This window comes from Sodalis sp. RH14 (assembly GCF_047324285.1).
Lineage (GTDB): Bacteria > Pseudomonadota > Gammaproteobacteria > Enterobacterales > Enterobacteriaceae > Acerihabitans.
Genome location: NZ_CP178739.1, coordinates 1,329,693 through 1,349,467, shown reverse-complemented (window position 1 = coordinate 1,349,467; position 19,775 = coordinate 1,329,693). Strand labels below are relative to the sequence as shown.

The following is a 19,775-nucleotide window of genomic DNA, read 5'->3' as shown; positions in this document are numbered from 1 at the left end:
CATGCATCACAGATTCGGAGACCAGGCAGGAAATTTGACCTGTCCATCAGTCGCCGGAAGACGCGCTTTGAAACGCCCATCAATCGAAACCAGCTGTAGCACGGAACCCATCCCTTGTGTAGAGCTGTAGATAACCATGGTGCCATTGGGTGCGAGGCTAGGTGTTTCATCCAGGAACGTGGCCGTTAAAACTTGCACGGCTCCCGTCGCCAGATCTTGTTTAGCGATATGCTGAGCGCCGCCGTTGCTGCTGACCATGACCAGGAACTTACCGTCCGCGCTCACGTCGGCGTCCTGGTTCTGGGAACCTTCCCAGGTCAGGCGCTGCGGGCTACCGCCGTTGATACCCACTTTATACACTTGCGGACGGCCGCCCTGGTCCGAGGTATACGCCAGGGTCTGGTTATCCGGGAACCAGGTCGGCTCCGTGTTGTTGCTGCGACCGTCGGTCACTTGCGTTATCTGGCCGGAGCCTAAATTCATCACATAAATATTTAAACTACCGGATTTCGACAGGGCGAAGGCCAGCTTGGAGCCGTCCGGCGAAAAGGCCGGCGCGCCGTTATGCTGCGGAAAGCTGGCAATCTGCCTTACCGTTTGTTTATAGACATCCTGCACCACCAGCGCCGAGCGCCCGCTTTCAAACGTCACATAGGCCACCTTGCTGCCGTCAGGCGACCAGGCCGGCGACATCAGCGGCTGGGGAGACCGGTGGACCACAAACTGGTTGAACCCGTCATAGTCGGCTATGCGCAGCTCATAAGGATACTGCCCGCCGTTGGTTTGCACCACATAAGCGATACGGGTGCGAAACGCGCCCTTGATCCCGGTCAATTTTTCAAAAACGCCGTCGCTGGCGGCATGGGCACCGTAACGCAGATCGGATTTTTTCACTTTAAACTGGTTTTGCTCCAATACCGCGCCGGGGTTGCCGGAGGTATCAACCAGTTGGTAGGAGATGACAAAATTACCGTCGGCGCTGGGTTGGATCTGCCCCACGACAACCGCGTCGATACCCAGGGCGGTCCATGCCGCCGGTGTGACTTCGGCGGCCGTAGCGGGCTGCTGCGGCATACGCGCCACATCGATCGGGTTAAATTTACCGCTGTTGCGCAAATCCGCGCCGACAATGCCGCCGATGTCCTCGGGCGCGGCGCCCGGTCCCGCCCATTTAAACGGAATCACGCCAATCGGCCGCGCCGAGTCAACCCCTTGCGTGATCTCAATTCGCACTTCCGCATGCAGCACGGATGCCCATAAAATCATTAAACCTAGCGCTACTCGAAATGCCTGCTTCATTTCATCTCCCATACCGAGGCGATACGCCACGATAAATTAGCAGAATTTTAACTAAACCACGTAAACAAAACCATATACATCAGGTAGACAACATAGTCTAAATCTTAAACCATCACCGGTATATTTTGACTTCTTTACCCATTATTGCGGTTTAAAATCAATTGGCGCATTTTTGAATACTTCATAAACGGCCTGGCTTGGCGGTTTCGGTATTTTAGCCAGTTTCGCCGCCGAGACAGCCGCCTGGCATAAGGCCGGGTCGCCCCCTTCGGAAGAGACCGAGATGACCATGCCATCAGGAGCCAGCTTCAGGCGCAACACACATGTCTTGCCGGCGAATGAAGGATCGCTGTAAAACTTCGCTTCGATGGCCGCTTTAACCTGACCGGCGTAACTATTTATTTCCGCGCCCGACGCCCCGCTCTCCTTGCTCGCGCCCGTGCCTTTCGGCTTACTGCCCCCGGTTGGCCCGCCGCCGGCTTTGGGCGCGTTTTTCGAATCGGTCAAACCACCCAGTAAATCATCGACTTCATTAGACTCTTTTGCAGCGGCGGCGGCGGCGGCTTTTTTCGCATCCCCGGCCGCTTTTTTGGCTGCTGCTGCGGCGGCCTTGGCTTCAGCCGCGGCGGCGGCTTTATCCTTGGCGGCCTGTTCGGCCTTGGCCGCCGCGGCGGCGTCTGCTTTTTCCTTGGCCGCTTCGGCTTTGGCGGCGGCCGCTTTGGCCGCGTCGGCCTTGGCGGTGGCCGCCGCTTTTTCGGCGGCGGCGGCTTTGGCGGCTTCCGCCTTGGCGGCCGCCGCTTCCGCGGCCGCTTCTTTTTTCGCGTCTTCTACGGCTTTCGCCTTGGCGGCCTGCTCGGCCTTGGCCTGCGCTGCCGCGTCAGCCTGCTTTTTCGCCGCCGCCGCAGCCGCCGCGGCCTGTTTACTGGCCTCGGCTTCCGCCTGTTTTTTCGCTTCGGCGGCGGCTTTGGCCTGCTGCGCCGCCTCGGCCTTGGCCTGGGCTGCCGCGGCTTCCGCCTGCTTCTGCTGTTCCTTGGCCTGCTGGGTGGCGGCTTCCGCCTGCTGCTTTTGTTCCGCCGCCTGTTTAGCGGCTTCCGCGGCCTGTTTTTGCTGCTCCGCCTGCTGTTCTTTCTGCTGCTGCGCCGCTTCCTGCGCCGCCAGCCGATCTTTTTCCAATTCTTTCAGGCGCTGCTGCTCGGCGGCCTGCTTTTGCTGCAGCTCTTCCGCCTGCTGTTGCGCCTGTTTTTCCCGCAGCTGCGACGCGCGCTGAGCGTCCGTCTGCTGCTGCTGTTGACGGTTATACTGCTGCACCACGGCACCGGGATCGACCATAACCGCGTCGATGGACGAGCCGCCTCCGCCGCCGCCACTGGATTCGAGAGTCTGCGTGTAGGAACTCCAGACCAGTAACCCGATAAGGAGAATATGCAGAACAATCGAAATAATAATGGCGCGTTTGAGCTTATCGTTCTGTTCGGTTGCCTTTACCACAATCGATTCCCACAAACAGATTTGCCAGTTAAATCGCGCATGATCAGCATGCCGTTAAATGGGCTGGGTCATCAGGCCCACCGACTTCACGCCGGCCTGATGCAGCAAATTCAGCGCCTTGATAATCTCATCATAAGGCACGTCTTTCGCGCCGCCGATAAGGAATACCGCTTTGGGATTGGCCGTAATGCGCGAGCGCGCCTCGGCCACCACCTGCTCCGGCGGCAACTGTTCCATACGGTTGTGATCCACCACCAGGCTGTACTGGCCAACGCCCGATACTTCGACGATCACCGGCGGATTATCATCGCTGCTGACCGCTTTTGAATCCGTCGCGTCGGGCAAATCCACCTCGACGCTCTGGGTGATAATGGGTGCCGTCGCCATGAAAATCAACACCAGCACCAGCAGCACGTCAAGCAGTGGAACAATGTTAATTTCCGACTTAATTTGATTCCGACCACGTCTGCGGGCCATGTTCTCCCCTCCTTCTACTTAGCGCTATCGCTGCTGGCGAAGGCCTGGCGATGCAGGATGGCGATGAACTCTTCGGTAAAGTTGTCGTAGTTCTGGTCCAGCTTGTTCACGCGCTGGCTAAGGCGGTTATAGGCCATCACCGCCGGAATAGCGGCGAACAGGCCGATGGCCGTGGCGATCAGCGCTTCGGCGATACCGGGAGCAACCATTTGCAGGGTGGCCTGCTTAACCGCGCCCAGGCCGATAAAGGCATGCATGATGCCCCAGACGGTGCCGAACAAGCCGATATACGGGCTGATGGAGCCCACGGTGCCGAGGAAAGGAATATGGGTTTCCAGCGCTTCCAGCTCGCGGTTCATGGAAATCCGCATGGCGCGCGAGGCGCCTTCCACCACCGCTTCAGGCGCATGGCTGTTGGCGCGGTGCAAACGGGCGAATTCTTTAAAGCCGGAATAAAAAATCTGCTCGGATCCCGTCAGCACGTCGCGGCGGGTCTGGCTTTCCTGATACAAGCGGGACAATTCAATACCGGACCAGAATTTGTCCTCAAAGGCTTCCGCCTCGCGGGTGGCCGTGTTTAAAATACGGGTGCGCTGGATGATGATCGCCCAGGATGCAATGGAAAAGCACATTAAAATCAACATGATCAGTTTAACCAGAAAGCTTGCTTTCAGGAACAGATCAAAAATGTTCATGTCAGTCACTGCTTGAACTCCGCGACAATAGACTTAGGAAGCGCGACAGGCTTCATTTGGTGTAGATCAATACAGGCTATCAAAACATCCGCCTGGCTGAGAAGTTGCCCTTCAGCGTTCAGGATGCGTTGCGCAAAAGTCAGAGAGGCACCGCGCATTGAGACGATTTCACTTTCCACTTGCAGCAAATCGTCCAGACGCGCTGAGGCGAGATAGTCCACCGTGATGCGCCTTACCACAAACGCGATATTCTCGCTGAGGAAGGCATGCTGATGGAAATTATGCTGGCGCAGCATTTCGGTACGGGCCCTTTCGTAAAAAACCACGTAGCGTGCGTGATAAACCACACCCCCGGCGTCCGTATCTTCATAATAGACGCGTACCGGCCATCGGAATAACGTATTACTCACTGTACATCCCAGCAACGCAAAACAACGGTGCTTACTATACGCAAGAGCAACCCCGTTTGGAATGGATTACCTCGGATGAATGAAAATAATTATGGATAAAGCGGGCACCGGCGCCGCGTGGGGCGGGCAATGTAAAGAATATAGCGCAAGTGCTGACAAAAGGACCCGGCATTATACCCGTTGTGTTAATGAAATGCGGGAATAGTGAAATAACCTATTGCGGCGACGGGCTTTATTCGCAAAGGCTGTGCGGTGAAATGCGGTCGCTGAAACAACGCTCATAAAACAGCGTTGTTTCGCTTGGCTGTTTAGAGAAATAAATAACCCAGCGCGATGGCCAGCACCACTATCGCCGCCAGCGGCAAAAACGCCAGCCGCCATCCCCATCGGCGCGCGCGAAAACCCACGCCGTGGATAACGCCTGCGCATACCGCCCAGACAATCAACAGATTATGCCAGGCGGTGAGCGAACTGGTGGTGGAGGCAAAACGCGCCGGCATCCAGAAGACGCAGCCGGCAAGCGCCAGCGCCATGATAAGCGACAGCAGCCGCAACGGGCTGCTGTCGGTCAGGCGGTAGAGGAAATCGGTAACGGACCTGATCACTTCAGGTCGTTCTCTACCCGCTCACCGTCGGACCCGACGACGCCCGGCTGGCTATCTTCATGATGCTCCAGCGCGAGGGCCGTAATAATACCGAAGGCGCAGGCAAGCAGCGTTCCTAATATCCAGGCAAAATACCACATTTTTCAGCTCCTTCCTCAGTACAGCGTATGCGCGTTTTGTTCGATATGCTCTTTGGTAATGCGGCCATACATCTTGTAATAACACCAGATGGTATACAGCAGCACAATCGGCACAAAGATAACGGCGACGATGGTCATGACCTTCAGCGTTAGCAGGCTCGAGGTGGCGTCCCATACCGTCAGGCTGGCTTCCGGCATGGTGCTCGACGGCATGATAAACGGAAACAGGGTAACCCCCGCGGTCAGGATGATGCACGCCACGGTCAGCGACGAGAAAATAAACGCCCATGCGCCTTTGCCGAGCCGGGAAAACAGCAAGGTCAGCAGCGGCAATAATACGCCCAGCGCGGGAATCGCCCAGAGTAGCGGGAAGCTGTGATAATTCGCCAGCCACGCGCCGGCTTGGTGCGCGACGGTTTTATTCAGCGGATTGGACACGGCGTTGGTATCGATGACCGAAGTGATGGTAAAACCGTCGATGCCGTTAACCAGCCACACGCCGCCCAGCAGGAATGCCACCATGGATACCAGGCTGCTGATTTGCGCGACGGTACGCACCCGCACCAGCAGATCGCCGCTGACGCGCATTTGCAGATAGGTCGCCCCCATGCCGATAAACATCGCCAGGCTGACAATGCCCGCCAGCAAACCGAAGGGGTTCAGCAATTGAAAGAAATTGCCGGTATAAAACAGGCGCAGGTATTCATCCACGTGGAAAGGTACGCCCTGCAGCAGGTTGCCGAAGGCGACGCCGATCACCACCGGCGGCACGAAACTGCCGATAAAGATGCCCCAGTCCCACATGCCGCGCCAGCGCGGATCTTCTATCTTGGAACGGTAATCAAAACCCACCGGGCGGAAAAACAGCGAAGCCAGCACCAGGATCATGGCGATATAAAAGCCGGAAAACGCCGCGGCGTACACCATCGGCCAGGCGGCGAACAGCGCCCCCCCGGCGGTGACCAGCCAGACCTGGTTGCCTTCCCAGTGCGGGGCAATGGTATTGATCATCACCCGGCGTTCGTTATCCGTTCGGCCAAGGAGGGGCATCAGCATGCCGACGCCCATATCGAAACCGTCGGTTACGGCAAAGCCTATCAGCAGGACACCGATGAGCGCCCACCAGATTAAGCGTAATACTTCATAGTCAAACATGGCGTAGGCTCCTGTTAATAGACTTTCTGCGTGGCGAGCGTCGGCTGCTCGAAATGATAGCGGCCGGTATGCAGGCTGCTAGGCCCCAGGCGCGCATATTTGAACATCAAATACATTTCGGCCACCAGGAACAGGGTATAGAGTCCGCAGATAAGCCCCATGGAGAACAGGATATCGCCGGCGGTCAGGCTGGAATTGGCCACCGCGGTCGGCAGTATTTCGCCGATAGCCCAGGGCTGGCGGCCGTACTCCGCGACAAACCAGCCGGCTTCGATGGCGATCCAGGGAATGGGAATGCCGTACAGCGCGGCGCGGTGCAGCCACGGCCGTTGACCGATACGGTTACGCACCACGCTCCAAAAGGACATGGTGATGATAAGAAGCATCAGCACGCCGCCCAGCACCATGATGCGGAAGGAGAAGTACAGCGGCGCCACGCGCGGGATAGAGTCGTTGGTGGCGCTCTGGATCTGCTCTTCGGTCGCGTTGGGGATGTCATCCGTATAGCGTTTCAGCAGCAGGCCATAGCCCAGATCCTGTTTTATCGCGTTGAACTGGGCGCGCGCCGCCGGATCGGCATGGCCGCCGCGCAGCTGCTGCAACAGCTCATAGGCTTTCATGCCGTTGCGGATACGGATCTGATGCTGCACCATCAGATCCTTGATGCCGGTCACCTGGCGATCCGTCGAACGGGTCGCGATAATGCCCAGGGCAAAAGGGATCTGGATGGAGAAGTTATTGCGCTGGATGGTCTGATCGGGAATGCCAAACAGGGTAAACGCGGCCGGTGCCGGCTGTGTTTCCCATTCCGCCTCGATGGCCGCCAGTTTGGTTTTTTGCACGTCGCCCATTTCATAGCCGGATTCATCACCCAGCACGATAACCGACAACACCGCCGCCATGCCGAACGCCGCCGCGATGGCGTAAGACCGTTTGGCGAAGGCGATATCCCGGCCTTTAAGCAGGTAATAGGAACTGATGCCGAGGACAAACATGGCGCCGGTACAGTAGCCCGCGGCCACGGTATGCACGAATTTTACCTGCGCCACCGGATTGAGCACCAGATCGGCGAAGCTGACCATTTCCATACGCATGGTTTCATAGTTGAAATCCGACGCGATAGGATTTTGCATCCAGCCGTTGGCCACCAGTATCCACAGTGCGGACAGGTTGGAACCTAACGCCACCATCCAGGTAACCGTCAGATGCTGCGTTTTGCTCAGGCGATCCCAGCCGAAGAAGAACAGGCCGACAAAGGTGGACTCCAGGAAGAAGGCCATTAATCCTTCGATGGCCAGCGGAGCACCAAAAATGTCGCCGACGTAGTGGGAAAAATACGACCAGTTGGTTCCGAACTGGAACTCCATGGTCAGCCCGGTGGCTACCCCCAAGGCAAAGTTGATACCAAACAACTTGCCCCAGAATTTAGTCATATCTTTATAGATTTTTTTGCCGGACAGGACGTACACCGTTTCCATGATGGCTAATAAAAACGCCAGCCCCAGGGTGAGTGGGACAAACAGGAAATGGTACATCGCCGTTAGGGCAAACTGTAACCGTGACAGTTCGACGACATCAAACATGTTGACTCCTTGCTCCTCGCAGGATGGTTCCCACGTGCGGTAATCTGGCGCCCTGGCGAAACAAAGCGACGCAACAACCCGCGGTGAATAATAAAGAGTTTATAATTGTTCCCGACAATCGGTTCGGCCGGCCAAAAAACAACGCCCAGGCGTCTAAGCGGTAAACCGACGACGGATTTTAATGAAACGCACTAACCGGATTTAAACCAACCATATAGTACCCCTCTACTTACTCAGGATAAATACCTTTTTTCGTGATGCAGGTTAGGAAATCACCTCTCGATCAAATCCGGCCTTACCCGACATCGGCAGTAAAATTGCGCCAGCGCAAGTTATCCTGATTTGAACATAAAACGCCATCAAAAATCATTGATTTATCGCAATTTTTCACCACGTATGTTAAATATTGTTATTTATTTATTCTATAAAAGCGTTAATGTTAAAAAACTGTAATTAATAAGATCGCGAAATTAAGTTAAAAGAAAATAAAACCCAAGGGATATTTTTTATTTGTTACGTTAGCATTATTGGATGGCCTAATCATGCAATAGAAGCGCGCTATGATAATGATGAATTTAATTTGCAATAAATGTGATGAGGCGACGAATAAAAAAAGGAAGTGACAGATGCTTCGGGCGAGGGCGCCAATACGATGATACGGCTAATGCATCATGCTGCACGGCGGGCGGCGGGAAACGGCGAGGAGGTTGTGCACCTCGATCCGGCGATCGGGCGTGAAACGGCGGATAAAAGCCGCCTACAATGTACGCAGCGCCTGCATAAACCGCCTTATTTTACGGTCGGTATCGGCAAACCCCCGTTGCAGGTTCTGCTCAATGCACAGACCCGAAAAAAATACCGACACCATTTCCGCCAGGATCTCCGCGTCGGTGCGCGTCTCCTCCGCCCTGATATTCTCCACCAGCAGCGGGCGTATCGTTTCACGCAGTTGCGTAATGATGTCGATGGCGCCGGCCGGCAACAGCGCGAATTCACGCATGGAGTTAACCGCCAGACAACCTTGCGGGCAAACGCTATCCTGAGGCTCCGGGGAGCCGCAGGACAATCGCAAAAACGCCTCGATATTGCCCCAGCCCTGGGGGCGGGCGCTTAAGGCCGCATGCACGGCGCGCCGATCGATATAGTGGCGCAGACACGCCAGGAACAGGTCGTCCTTATCCCTGAACTCGGCGTAAAGGCCGGATTTATTCACCCCGCTCGCCTTTTCGAGATGCGCCAGGGTGGTACCGGCGAAGCCGTGCCGCCAGAAGACGGGGATCACCTTATCCAGCACACCCTCACGACTGAATTTTTTTTGTCTGCCCATGGCACCCATTATGCCTAACTGAACCGACCAGTTCAATTAGTTCCATAGCGCGCCAGGCCCGGCAACGCCGCGCCTAAAGCAGACGTGTTCAAGGGAGAGCGTGCCAATGGGGTCGAATCGAGCGTGCTTTTCCCGCCCGACCGGGCGCCCCATGGCACGGTATGCCCGCCAACACCGATCTCAACGCGGCATGTTAAAGGGAGAACGTGCCAATGGGGTCGAATCGGGCGTGCTTTTCCCGCCCGACCGGGCGCCCCATGGCACGGTATGCCCGCCAACATCGATCTCAACGCGGCGTGTTAAAGGGAGAGCGTGCCAATGGGGTCGAATCGGGCGTGGTGTTTCCGCCCGACCGGGCGCCCCATGGCACGGTATGCCCGCCAACATCGATCTCAACGCGGCGTGTTAAAGGGAGAGCGTGCCAATGGGGTCGAATCGGGCGTGCTTTTCCCGCCCGACCGAGTGCCCCATGGCACGGTATGCCCGCCAACATCGATCTCAACGCGGCGTGTTAAAGGGAGAGCGTGCCAATGGGGTCGAATCGGGCGTGGTGTTTCCGCCCGACCGGGCGCCCCATGGCACGGTATGCCCGCCAACATCGATCTCAACGCGGCGTGTTAAAGGGAGAGCGTGCCAATGGGGTCGAATCGGGCGTGGTGTTTCCGCCCGACCGGGCGCCCCATGGCACGGTATGCCCGCCAACATCGATCTCAACGCGGCGTGTTAAAGGGAGAGCGTGCCAATGGGGTCGAATCGGGCGTGGTGTTTCCGCCCGACCGAGCGCCCCATGGCAGGGTATGCCCGCCACCACCGAGCCTCAAGCAAACATGTTCAAGGGAGAGTGTGCCAATGGGGTCGAATCGGGCGTGCTTTTCCCGCCCGACCGGGCGCCCCATGGCATGCCAGGCCCGCCAACACCGATCCCAAACAAAAGTGTCAACGGGCGCGGCGCACTTATGACAACAGGGTTTTCAGCGCGGTGCCAATCTCCGCCAGGCTGCGCACGGTTTTTACCCCGGCCGCTTCCAGCGCGGCGAATTTCTCGTCCGCCGTGCCCTTGCCGCCGGCGATAATCGCCCCGGCATGCCCCATACGCTTGCCTTTGGGCGCGGTAACGCCCGCAATATACCCCACCACCGGTTTAGTGACATGATCCTTGATATAGGCGGCGGCTTCTTCTTCCGCGCTGCCGCCGATTTCCCCGATCATCACAATCGCCTCGGTCTGCGGATCCTGTTCGAACAATTTCAGGATATCGATAAAGCTCGAGCCGGGGATCGGATCGCCGCCGATACCCACGCAGCTGGACTGCCCCAGCCCGGTATCGGTGGTCTGTTTCACCGCTTCATACGTCAGGGTGCCGGAACGCGACACAATACCGACCCGGCCCGGTTTATGGATATGGCCGGGCATAATACCAATCTTGCATGCGCCGGGGGTGATAACGCCCGGGCAGTTCGGCCCAATCATCCGTGAGCCGCTCTGTTCCAGCTTGGCTTTCACCACCAGCATATCCAGGGTCGGAATACCCTCGGTAATGCAGATAATCAGCTCAATGCCGGCGTCCACCGCCTCGAGAATGGAATCTTTACAAAACGGCGCGGGCACATAGATAACCGAGGCGGTAGCGCCGGTTTTTTCCACGGCCTCACGCACGGTATTGAACACCGGCAGGCCCAAATGCTCCGTGCCGCCCTTGCCCGGCGTGACGCCGCCAACCATCTTGGTGCCGTAGGCCAGCGCCTGCTCGGAGTGAAACGTGCCCTGGCTGCCGGTAAATCCCTGGCAGATAACCTTGGTATTTTTATCGATTAAAATGGACATTATTTTCCCTCCACCGCGGCAACCGCTTGTTGTGCCGCGTCGGTCAGACTGGTGGCGGCAATGATATTCAGGCCGCTCTCGGCCAGGATTTTAGCACCCAGCTCGGCGTTGTTGCCTTCCAGACGCACCACCACCGGCACGTTGACGCCCACATCCGCCACCGCGCCGATAATGCCTTCGGCAATCAGATCGCAGCGCACGATGCCGCCGAAAATATTCACCAGCACCGCTTTGACGTTTTCATCCGACAAAATGATCTTAAAAGCCTCGGTAACGCGTTCCTTGGTGGCGCCGCCGCCCACATCCAGGAAGTTGGCCGGCGAACCGCCGTGCAGTTTAACAATATCCATGGTGCCCATGGCCAGGCCGGCCCCGTTCACCATACAGCCGATATTGCCGTCGAGCGCCACGTAGTTCAGTTCCCACTGCGCCGCCTGGGCCTCGCGGGCGTCTTCCTGGCTCTTATCGCGCATTTCCCGCAGCTCCGGCTGGCGGAATAGGGCATTGCCGTCGGCGCTCAGCTTGCCGTCCAGGCAGACCAGATTGCCTTCCTTGGTGATAACCAGCGGATTAATTTCCACCAGCGCCAGGTCCCGCTCCAGGAACAGCGCGGCCAGGCCCATGAAGATTTTGGTGAACTGCCCGACCTGCTTGCCCGACAAGCCCAGCTTAAACGCCAGCTCGCGGCCCTGGAACGGCTGGGGGCCGGTCAGGGGATCGAGGGAAACCTTATGAATCAGGTGCGGCGTCTCTTCCGCGACTTTTTCAATTTCCACGCCGCCTTCGGTGGAGGCCATAAAGACCACGCGCCGGGAACCGCGATCAACCACCGCGCCCAGGTAAAGTTCCTTATCGATATCGGTTGCCGCTTCCACCAGGATTTGGTGGACGGGCTGGCCCAGGGCGTCCGTTTGATAGGTCACCAGGCGTTTGCCCAGCCAGTGTTCGGCAAAGGCGCGGATTTCTTCCTTGCTGTTAACGACCTTGACGCCGCCGGACTTGCCGCGGCCGCCGGCGTGAACCTGGCATTTTACCACCCAGGGACCGGCGCCGATCTTGGAGGCGGATTCTTCCGCTTCCCGTGGCGTGGTGCACGCAAAACCCGTGGGGGCAGGCAGACCATACCGAGCAAACAGCTGTTTTGCCTGATATTCATGTAAGTTCATGATGTTGTTTCCATCTTCGTCTGGGAGTGTCGGCGGCGGCGCACTTCAGCCGCCCTCGAGTGGTGCTTTCCGTAGGCGCCTTGGCGCTACGTCCCGCAGGCAACCTGCCGGCCGCGGCCCGGGGTTTCCCGGCCCGCGGCCGACGATTGCTATACATCAAGCAATAAGCGCGTCGGGTCTTCCAGCATCTCTTTGACCGTGACCAGGAAACTTACCGATTCCTTGCCGTCGATCAGACGGTGATCGTAGGACAGCGCCAGGTACATCATCGGCAGGATAACCACCTGGCCGCCCACCGCCATCGGCCGATCCTTGATGGCATGCATCCCGAGGATGGCGCTTTGCGGCGGGTTGATAATGGGCGTGGACATCAGCGAACCGAATACGCCGCCGTTGGTAATGGTAAAGTTGCCGCCGGTCAGCTCTTCCACTTTCAGCTTGCCGTCGCGCCCCTTAACCGCCAGTTCCTTTATGGCTTTTTCAATATCGCCCATGCCCAGCGCGTCCACGTCGCGCAATACCGGCGTGACCAGCCCGCGCGGGGTGGATACCGCGATGCTGACGTCAAAGTAGTTATGGTAGACCACGTCTTCGCCGTCGATGGACGCGTTAACTTCCGGGAAGCGCTTCAGGGCTTCCACCACCGCTTTAATATAGAAGGACATAAACCCGAGGCGGATGCCGTGGCGTTTTTCAAAGCCATCGCCGTACTGCTTGCGCAGATCCATAATCGGCTTCATGTTGACCTCATTAAAGGTGGTCAACATGGCGGTGCTGTTTTTGGCTTCCAGCAGCCGCTCGGCGACCCGTTTGCGCAAACGGGTCATCGGCACGCGTTTTTCGCTGCGGTTGCCCAATCCGGCAACCGCAGGCTCCGGTGCCGGCGCCTTGGCAACCGGCGCCGCGGCGGGAGCCGGTTCGGCTTTTTTGGCGACCAGGTGTTTGTCCACATCCTCGCGGGTGATGCGCCCGCCGACGCCGCTGCCTTTAATCTCATCGGCTTTCAAATCATGTTCGGCGATCAGGCGGCGAATGGCCGGACTCAGCGCTTCGTTATTTTCTTCCTCCAGGCCGGCGGTGTAGCGCTGCGCCGGGGTGGATTCCTTGCTCTGCGCTTTTTCCGAAGTTTCCTGGCCGGAACTGTCGCCGGGACGCAGGCGTCCGAGCACCTGGCGGGAGGTGACGGTAGCGCCTTCATCCTCGAGCAGGGCATCCAGCACGCCCGCCTCGGGCGCGGGAACTTCCAGCACCACTTTGTCGGTTTCGATTTCCACCAGCACTTCGTCACGCTGGACGCTATCGCCGGGCTTTTTATGCCAGGTGGCGACGGTTGCATCGGCAACCGATTCAGGAAGATCGGGAACCAGAATATCTACGCTACTCATTATCTATCCTTATATTTAATTAACGTTCAGCGCGTCATTGACCAGATTTTTTTGTTGTGTCTGGTGCACGGACAAATACCCAACCGCCGGCGAGGCGGAAGCCGGGCGTCCCGCGTAACGTAGCGATGCACCCGGAGTAATCACCTCAAGGAAATGATGGTGGCTGCAATACCAGGCGCCCTGATTAAGCGGCTCTTCCTGGCACCAAATAAAGTCCTGGACATGGGCAAAAGGTTGCAGCGCATCCCGCACCGCCTGGTGCGGGAACGGGTATAGCTGCTCGATACGCACGATGGCCACATCCTGCTGCCCGTTCTTGCGCCGTTGCTCCAATAAATCATAATAAACTTTACCAGAACAGAGCACGACGCGCTTGACGCCCTGGGGATCCAGGTCGTCGATTTCGCCGATGGCGGGCAGGAAGCTGCCGTACGCCATATCCTCCAGCGAGGAGATGGCCAGAGGATGACGCAGCAGCGACTTCGGCGACATCACAATCAGCGGCCGACGCATATTACGCAGGGCCTGGCGCCGTAGCATATGATAAATCTGCGCCGGCGTGGAGGGGACGCAGACCTGCATATTCTGTTCGGCGCACAGCTGCAGATAGCGCTCCAGGCGGGCCGAGGAGTGCTCCGGCCCCTGCCCTTCATAGCCATGGGGCAGCAGCATCACCAGCCCGCACATCCGTCCCCATTTCTGCTCGCCGGAGCTGATGAATTGATCGATCACCACCTGGGCGCCGTTGGCGAAATCGCCGAACTGCGCTTCCCAGATCACCAGGGTGCGCGGCTCGGCGGTGGCATAACCGTACTCAAACGCCAGCACCGCTTCCTCCGACAGCACGGAGTCCCATACCCGGAAGGTGCCCTGGCCGTTGTGCACATGCGCCAAAGGCGTATAGGTGGAGCCGTTTTTCTGGTTATGCACCACCGCGTGGCGATGGAAGAAGGTGCCGCGCGCGGTATCCTCGCCGGACAGGCGGATCGGCACGCCCTCATCGACCAAAGTGGCGTAAGCCAGGGTTTCGGCGCCGCCCCAGTCGAAAGGCTTGCTGCCGGCGGCCATCAGGGCGCGATCGCTATAGATTTTGGCCACCCGCGGCTGCATTTCCACGCCTTCCGGCACTTCACTGATCCGGCGGGCCAGCTCCTGCAGGCGTTTGGGCTCGACTTCGCTGGGATAGGCTTCGTCCCAGTCGTGATTGAGGAAGCGCTGCCAGGTAAAGGAGTGCATATTCATCGGCCGCCACTCTTTTACCACGCACTCGCCGCGGTCGAGCGCGTCGCGATAGAGATTCACCATCTCGGTCGCGTCTTCCAGCGTGGCGACATGATCGCGTTCCAGGCGATCGGCATAAATCTTACGCGGCGTCGGGTGTTTCTTGATCTTATGGTACATCAGCGGCTGCGTGGCGCTGGGCTCGTCCGCCTCGTTATGGCCGTGGCGGCGATAGCACACCAGATCAATCATCACGTCGCGCTGAAAGGTATTGCGGAAATCCAGCGCCACGCGGGTCACAAACGCCACCGCTTCGGGATCGTCGGCGTTGACGTGGAAAATCGGCGCCTGGACCATCTTGGCGATATCGGTGCAATACTGGGTGGAACGGGCATCATGGGGATTGGACGTCGTGAAGCCGACCTGGTTGTTGACCACGATACGCACCGTGCCGCCAACGTCATAGCCACGCGCCTTGGACATGTTCAGGGTTTCCTGCACCACGCCCTGCCCGCTGATGGCCGCATCCCCGTGCAGGGTTATCGGCAGCACCATCTTGCTGCTTTGCTCGCCGAGCCGGTCGATACGCGCGCGCACCGAACCGCCCACCACCGGGCTGACGATTTCCAGATGCGATGGGTTGAATGCCAGGGCCAGATGGACGATGCCGCCCTCGGTCTCCATGTCGGAAGAAAAACCCTGGTGATACTTAACGTCGCCGGTGCCCAAATGTTCTTTATGCTTGCCGGCGAATTCGTCGAACAGGTCCTGCGGCTTTTTGCCGAGTACGTTGATCAGCACATTCAGCCGGCCGCGATGGGCCATGCCCAGCACCACTTCCCGGGTGCCGTTCTTGCCGGCATAACGGATCATTTCCTTCAGCATCGGGATCAGCGCGTCGCCGCCCTCAAGGGAAAAACGTTTGGCGCCGGGGAATTTGGCGCCCAGATAGCGCTCGATGCCTTCGGCCGCCGTCAGCTCGCTCAGGAACCGTTTCTTTTCGTCGCGATCGAAACTCGGCTGCCCCACCACCGATTCGATATGCTGTTGGATCCAGCGTTTCTCCTCGGTATTGGTAATATGCATATATTCGGCGCCGATGGAACCGCAATAGGTGCGTTTCAGCGCGTCATACAGGTCGGCCAGCTTCATGGTTTCCTTGCCGATGGCAAAGGAACCGACGTTGAAGGTTTCCTGGAAATCGGCTTCCGTCAGATTATGGAAAGCCGGATTTAAATCAGGCACAGTTTCCTGCTTCCATAATCCCAGCGGATCAAGGTTGGCATGCTGGTGGCCGCGGAAACGGAACGCATTGATAAGCTGCAGGACTTTAACCTGTTTGGAGTCATTGTCCGGGTCGTTGACCGAAGACGCATAACGGGTTGCGTCCTTAGCCAGGCGCCGGAAATAATCCCGGGTTTTGGAGTGAAGCTGATCGGGGCTGACGCCGGCGGTGGGCAGCTGTTTAAAAATCGAACTCCAGCTGTCGTCCACGGAGTCAGGATCCGTTAAAAAATCTTCATAGAGCTGCTCTATGTAGGACTGGTTCGCCCCCGCCAGGTAGGAGGAATCCAGCCAGGCCTTCATTGCGCCGTTCTGCATTATGATCCCTTAAGCTTGTTAGCTTCAGTTTTCGCCGTGGTTAACATGTAACGTATTTGCCTTTACTATCAGGCGCTATGCTGTACCAGCAAGCTCTTGATATGCCCGATGGCTTTGGTCGGGTTCAGTCCTTTGGGACATACGCTGACACAATTCATGATGCTGTGGCAGCGGAATACGCTGAAAGCATCGTTCAATTCATCCAGCCGCGCCGCCCTTTCGGTGTCGCGACTGTCAATCAGGAAACGGTAGGACGCCAGCAGGCCGGCCGGACCGATAAATTTATCCGGGTTCCACCAGTAGGAGGGACAAGAGGTCGAGCAACAGGCACAAAGAATACATTCGTATAATCCGTCCAGTTTTTCGCGCTCCTGCGGCGTTTGTAAATGCTCCCGGGCCGGTGGATTCCTGCCGTTATTCAACAGGTAAGGTTTAATCTTCTCATACTGGGCATAGAACTGGCCCATGTCCACCACCAAATCACGCACCACCGGCAACCCGGGCAGCGGACGGATGATCACTTTTTTATCGCCTTTGCGCAGGGCGGACAGCGGGGTGATGCAGGCCAGGCCGTTCTTGCCGTTCATGTTCACGCCGTCGGAGCCGCAGACTCCTTCGCGGCAGGAACGGCGAAACGCCAGGGTCGGATCCTGTTCCTTCAGCTGGATGAGCGCATCCAGCACCATCATGTCGTGGCCTTCGTCCACATCCAGCTGGTAGTCCTGCATGCGCGGCTTGTCGTCGACATCAGGATTATAGCGATAAACCGAAATTTCAACTTTCATTACGTAAGCCCTCTGCCTTTAGTAGGTACGCACTTTCGGCGGGAACGCCGGGCGTAATGTCGGCTGCATATTCACCTCGCGGCGGGTCATGGTGTCGCTTTCCGGCAAATACAGGCTGTGGCACAGCCAATGCTCGTCATCCCGATCCGGGAAATCGAAGCGGCTGTGGGCGCCACGACTTTCCGTGCGGTAATTGGCGGCCACCGCCGTGGAATACGCGGTTTCCATCAGGTTGTCCAGCTCAAGGCATTCCACGCGTTGGGTATTGAATTCGGTGGAGGTATCGTCCAGGCGCGCGTCATTAAGCCGCTCGCGGATGGTTTTCAGCTCGGCCAGGCCCTTGGCCATGGCATCGCCTTCGCGGAACACCGAGAAATTATTCTGCATGCAGGCCTGCAGCGCCTTGCGGATATCCACCGGGTTCTCGCCGGTGCGATTGTTGTTCCAGCGGTTGTAGCGCGCCAGAGACGCGTCGATATCGTCGTCGCTGGCATCGCGAAACGCCCCCTGCTCCGCCAGGGATTCCTGCAGATGCATGCCCGCCGAACGGCCGAACACCACCAGATCCAGCAGGGAATTGCCGCCCAGGCGATTGGCGCCGTGTACCGATACGCAGGCAATTTCACCCACCGCGAACAGGCCGGGGATCACCACGTCGTTGCCCTGGGCGTCCACCGTTACCGCCTGTCCGGTGACTTTGGTGGGAATGCCGCCCATCATATAGTGGCAGGTGGGGATAACCGGGATCGGTTCTTTGATAGGATCGACGTGGGCAAAGGTACGGGATAACTCCAGAATACCCGGCAGGCGCGACTCCAGGACGTCCTTGCCCAGATGATCGAGCTTGAGCTTGACGTGCGGCCCCAGCGGGCCGTCACAGCCGCGTCCCTCGCGGATCTCGATCATAATGGAACGGGCGACCACGTCGCGGCCGGCCAAATCCTTGGCGTTCGGCGCATAACGTTCCATAAAGCGTTCGCCGTCCTTGTTGAGCAGGTAACCGCCCTCGCCCCGGCAGCCTTCGGTGACCAGTACCCCGGCGCCGGCGATGCCGGTGGGATGGAACTGCCACATTTCCATATCCTGCACCGGCACGCCGGCGCGAAGCGCCATGCCGATACCGTCGCCGGTATTGATATGGGCGTTGGTGGTGGATTGATAGATGCGTCCGGCGCCGCCGGTGGCCAGAATGGTGGCCTTGGCCTTGAAGTAGACCACTTCGCCGGTTTCAATGCACAGCGCGGTGCAGCCGACGAAGGCGCCGTCCTGGTTTTTCACCAGATCGAGCGCATACCATTCGGAAAAAATGGTGGTATGGTTTTTCAGGTTCTGCTGGTACAAGGTGTGCAGCAGCGCGTGGCCGGTGCGATCGGCGGCGGCGGCGGTACGCGCCGCTTGCCCGCCGCCATAGTTGAGCGACTGGCCGCCGAAGGGGCGCTGGTAGATGCGGCCGTCGTCCAGACGGGAAAACGGCAGCCCCATATGCTCCAGTTCCAGCACCGCTTCCGGGCCGGTCTTGCACATATATTCTATGGCATCCTGGTCGCCGATATAGTCGGAGCCCTTGACGGTATCATACATATGCCATTGCCAGTCGTCCTCATGGGTATTGCCGAGGGCGACGGTAATGCCGCCCTGGGCCGACACCGTATGGGAACGGGTTGGAAACACTTTGGAAACCAGGGCGCAGGAGAGGCCCATTTGGGAAATCTGCAGCGCGGCGCGCATGCCGGCTCCGCCGGCCCCGACGACTACAGCGTCAAATTCTCTTACTGGCAAACTCATTTACGCACCCCACACCACGACGGTTCCATAAAGTAAATACACCAACAATACGATCACAATCGCCAGTTGCAGCAACAGGCGCAGCGCCAATACTTTGATGTAATCCGTTAATACCTGCCACATGCCGATCCAGGTATGCACCAGGACGGAGAACAGGGTCAGCAGGGTAAAGACTTTCGTCATGGGTAAGGCGAAAAAACCGCGCCAGACATCGTAGGTCAGGCTGTCGGCGAAAACGACGAACCCAAGCAGGTAGATGATGTACAGGCAAATTACGATGGCGGAAGCGCGAACCAATAACCACTCATGAACTCCGTTACGTCCCAGTGCCGAAGCATTGCTTACCATACGAGTACTCCCGCAAGTATTGACAGCACAATTGTGATCACAAATGTAACATTTGCCGTTAATTTACCCATGGCAAATGTTTCGTCCAGATAGCCGAAATCCATCAGCATGTGGCGAATTCCGCCGATGACGTGATACGCCAGCGCGGTTAAAATGGCCCAAATAATGAATTTGACGAAGAAGCTATCCATGATGGCGGCGGCCTGGGCGAAACCTTCGGCGGAGGAAAGCGACAATCCGAGGATCCAGAGCAGAATGCCGACGGCCACAAACGTGATGACGCCACTGGCACGGTGGAGAATAGAAGCTATCGCAGTAACAGGAAACTGGATCGTTTGCAGATCCAGGTTGACAGGCCTTTGTTTTTTCACGGTTTTGCCCACACAGCTATTATTATTTTTCCTTCCTCCGGTCCTGGGTGGATTCAGACAGCGTTAAGGCTAACCATGACACGTCATGTGCTCAATAAACAAATCCCTT

17 protein-coding genes and 1 pseudogene are annotated in these 19,775 nt (G+C 57.8%); all 18 read right to left on the bottom strand.

Features of this window, described 5'->3' with window-relative positions:
- Positions 1 to 6: 6 nt before the first annotated feature.
- The 18 genes and pseudogenes from tolB to sdhC all read right to left on the bottom strand — a co-directional run bounded on the left by tolB (position 7) and on the right by sdhC (position 19,678).
- Positions 7 to 1,299: a Tol-Pal system beta propeller repeat protein TolB gene (gene tolB / locus ACL2XQ_RS06000; RefSeq protein ID WP_413727043.1), complete on the bottom strand. Its 1,293-nt coding sequence runs from the start codon at positions 1,297 to 1,299 to the stop codon at positions 7 to 9.
- Positions 1,300 to 1,440: 141 nt separating this feature from the next.
- Positions 1,441 to 2,787, bottom strand: coding sequence for a cell envelope integrity protein TolA (gene tolA, locus ACL2XQ_RS05995; protein ID WP_410016036.1), 1,347 nt, complete (start codon positions 2,785 to 2,787; stop codon positions 1,441 to 1,443).
- 54 nt (positions 2,788 to 2,841) lie between these two features.
- The gene (gene tolR / locus ACL2XQ_RS05990) at positions 2,842 to 3,264 is read right to left on the bottom strand and encodes a colicin uptake protein TolR (protein WP_410016037.1); all 423 of its coding nucleotides are present in this window, start codon (positions 3,262 to 3,264) and stop codon (positions 2,842 to 2,844) included.
- A gap of 14 nt (positions 3,265 to 3,278) precedes the next feature.
- Positions 3,279 to 3,968 (bottom strand): Tol-Pal system protein TolQ, encoded by a 690-nt coding sequence (gene tolQ / locus ACL2XQ_RS05985; RefSeq protein WP_331121173.1) that lies wholly within the window; start codon positions 3,966 to 3,968, stop codon positions 3,279 to 3,281.
- Complete coding sequence (ybgC, locus tag ACL2XQ_RS05980) at positions 3,965 to 4,369, bottom strand: tol-pal system-associated acyl-CoA thioesterase (RefSeq protein WP_410016038.1); 405 nt, start codon at positions 4,367 to 4,369, stop codon at positions 3,965 to 3,967. The genes tolQ and ybgC overlap by 4 nt, the downstream gene beginning before the upstream one ends.
- Before the next feature lie 308 nt (positions 4,370 to 4,677).
- Complete coding sequence (gene ybgE / locus ACL2XQ_RS05975) at positions 4,678 to 4,971, bottom strand: cyd operon protein YbgE (RefSeq protein WP_410016598.1); 294 nt, start codon at positions 4,969 to 4,971, stop codon at positions 4,678 to 4,680.
- Positions 4,972 to 5,015: 44 nt separating this feature from the next.
- Positions 5,016 to 5,114: pseudogene (gene cydX, locus ACL2XQ_RS05970) on the bottom strand (cytochrome bd-I oxidase subunit CydX); the annotation flags it as partial.
- Positions 5,115 to 5,129: 15 nt separating this feature from the next.
- The gene (cydB, locus tag ACL2XQ_RS05965; protein WP_413740142.1) at positions 5,130 to 6,269 is read right to left on the bottom strand and encodes a cytochrome d ubiquinol oxidase subunit II; all 1,140 of its coding nucleotides are present in this window, start codon (positions 6,267 to 6,269) and stop codon (positions 5,130 to 5,132) included.
- A gap of 14 nt (positions 6,270 to 6,283) precedes the next feature.
- Positions 6,284 to 7,852 carry a cytochrome ubiquinol oxidase subunit I gene (gene cydA / locus ACL2XQ_RS05960; protein WP_410016040.1) on the bottom strand — a complete coding sequence of 523 codons (1,569 nt, stop codon included), beginning with the start codon at positions 7,850 to 7,852 and terminating at the stop codon, positions 6,284 to 6,286.
- Positions 7,853 to 8,609: 757 nt separating this feature from the next.
- Entirely contained in the window at positions 8,610 to 9,179 is a 570-nt protein-coding gene (locus ACL2XQ_RS05955) for a TetR/AcrR family transcriptional regulator (protein WP_413740141.1), read from the bottom strand.
- Between the two features lie 954 nt (positions 9,180 to 10,133).
- On the bottom strand, positions 10,134 to 11,003 hold the full coding sequence (gene sucD, locus ACL2XQ_RS05950) for a succinate--CoA ligase subunit alpha (RefSeq protein ID WP_410016042.1): 870 nt from the start codon (positions 11,001 to 11,003) through the stop codon (positions 10,134 to 10,136).
- Positions 11,003 to 12,169, bottom strand: coding sequence for an ADP-forming succinate--CoA ligase subunit beta (sucC, locus tag ACL2XQ_RS05945; protein ID WP_410016043.1), 1,167 nt, complete (start codon positions 12,167 to 12,169; stop codon positions 11,003 to 11,005). Before sucC ends, sucD begins: the two co-directional genes overlap by 1 nt.
- Before the next feature lie 149 nt (positions 12,170 to 12,318).
- Positions 12,319 to 13,554, bottom strand: a complete 1,236-nt coding sequence (gene odhB, locus ACL2XQ_RS05940) for a 2-oxoglutarate dehydrogenase complex dihydrolipoyllysine-residue succinyltransferase (protein ID WP_410016044.1) — start codon at positions 13,552 to 13,554, stop codon at positions 12,319 to 12,321.
- A 15-nt stretch (positions 13,555 to 13,569) separates the two neighbouring features.
- The gene (sucA, locus tag ACL2XQ_RS05935) at positions 13,570 to 16,377 is read right to left on the bottom strand and encodes a 2-oxoglutarate dehydrogenase E1 component (RefSeq protein ID WP_410016045.1); all 2,808 of its coding nucleotides are present in this window, start codon (positions 16,375 to 16,377) and stop codon (positions 13,570 to 13,572) included.
- Positions 16,378 to 16,445: 68 nt separating this feature from the next.
- Positions 16,446 to 17,162 carry a succinate dehydrogenase iron-sulfur subunit gene (locus tag ACL2XQ_RS05930; protein WP_410016046.1) on the bottom strand — a complete coding sequence of 239 codons (717 nt, stop codon included), beginning with the start codon at positions 17,160 to 17,162 and terminating at the stop codon, positions 16,446 to 16,448.
- Positions 17,163 to 17,180: 18 nt separating this feature from the next.
- Complete coding sequence (gene sdhA, locus ACL2XQ_RS05925) at positions 17,181 to 18,947, bottom strand: succinate dehydrogenase flavoprotein subunit (protein WP_410016047.1); 1,767 nt, start codon at positions 18,945 to 18,947, stop codon at positions 17,181 to 17,183.
- Positions 18,948 to 19,295 carry a succinate dehydrogenase membrane anchor subunit gene (gene sdhD, locus ACL2XQ_RS05920; RefSeq protein ID WP_410016048.1) on the bottom strand — a complete coding sequence of 116 codons (348 nt, stop codon included), beginning with the start codon at positions 19,293 to 19,295 and terminating at the stop codon, positions 18,948 to 18,950. It lies immediately after the preceding gene.
- Positions 19,289 to 19,678 carry a succinate dehydrogenase cytochrome b556 subunit gene (sdhC, locus tag ACL2XQ_RS05915; RefSeq protein ID WP_413740140.1) on the bottom strand — a complete coding sequence of 130 codons (390 nt, stop codon included), beginning with the start codon at positions 19,676 to 19,678 and terminating at the stop codon, positions 19,289 to 19,291. Before sdhC ends, sdhD begins: the two co-directional genes overlap by 7 nt.
- Between the last annotated feature and the right edge of the window lie 97 nt (positions 19,679 to 19,775).

Coding starts and splice junctions, on each gene's coding strand:
- sucA (WP_410016045.1), bottom strand. CDS start 16,377: ATGCAGAACGGCGCAATGAAGGCCTGGCTGGATTCCTCCTACCTGGCG.
- cydB (WP_413740142.1), bottom strand. CDS start 6,269: ATGTTTGACTATGAAGTATTACGCTTAATCTGGTGGGCGCTCATCGGT.
- sdhA (WP_410016047.1), bottom strand. CDS start 18,947: ATGAGTTTGCCAGTAAGAGAATTTGACGCTGTAGTCGTCGGGGCCGGC.
- ACL2XQ_RS05955 (WP_413740141.1), bottom strand. CDS start 9,179: ATGGGCAGACAAAAAAAATTCAGTCGTGAGGGTGTGCTGGATAAGGTG.
- ACL2XQ_RS05930 (WP_410016046.1), bottom strand. CDS start 17,162: ATGAAAGTTGAAATTTCGGTTTATCGCTATAATCCTGATGTCGACGAC.
- sdhD (WP_410016048.1), bottom strand. CDS start 19,295: ATGGTAAGCAATGCTTCGGCACTGGGACGTAACGGAGTTCATGAGTGG.
- tolR (WP_410016037.1), bottom strand. CDS start 3,264: ATGGCCCGCAGACGTGGTCGGAATCAAATTAAGTCGGAAATTAACATT.
- sucC (WP_410016043.1), bottom strand. CDS start 12,169: ATGAACTTACATGAATATCAGGCAAAACAGCTGTTTGCTCGGTATGGT.
- sucD (WP_410016042.1), bottom strand. CDS start 11,003: ATGTCCATTTTAATCGATAAAAATACCAAGGTTATCTGCCAGGGATTT.
- odhB (WP_410016044.1), bottom strand. CDS start 13,554: ATGAGTAGCGTAGATATTCTGGTTCCCGATCTTCCTGAATCGGTTGCC.
- tolB (WP_413727043.1), bottom strand. CDS start 1,299: ATGAAGCAGGCATTTCGAGTAGCGCTAGGTTTAATGATTTTATGGGCA.
- cydA (WP_410016040.1), bottom strand. CDS start 7,852: ATGTTTGATGTCGTCGAACTGTCACGGTTACAGTTTGCCCTAACGGCG.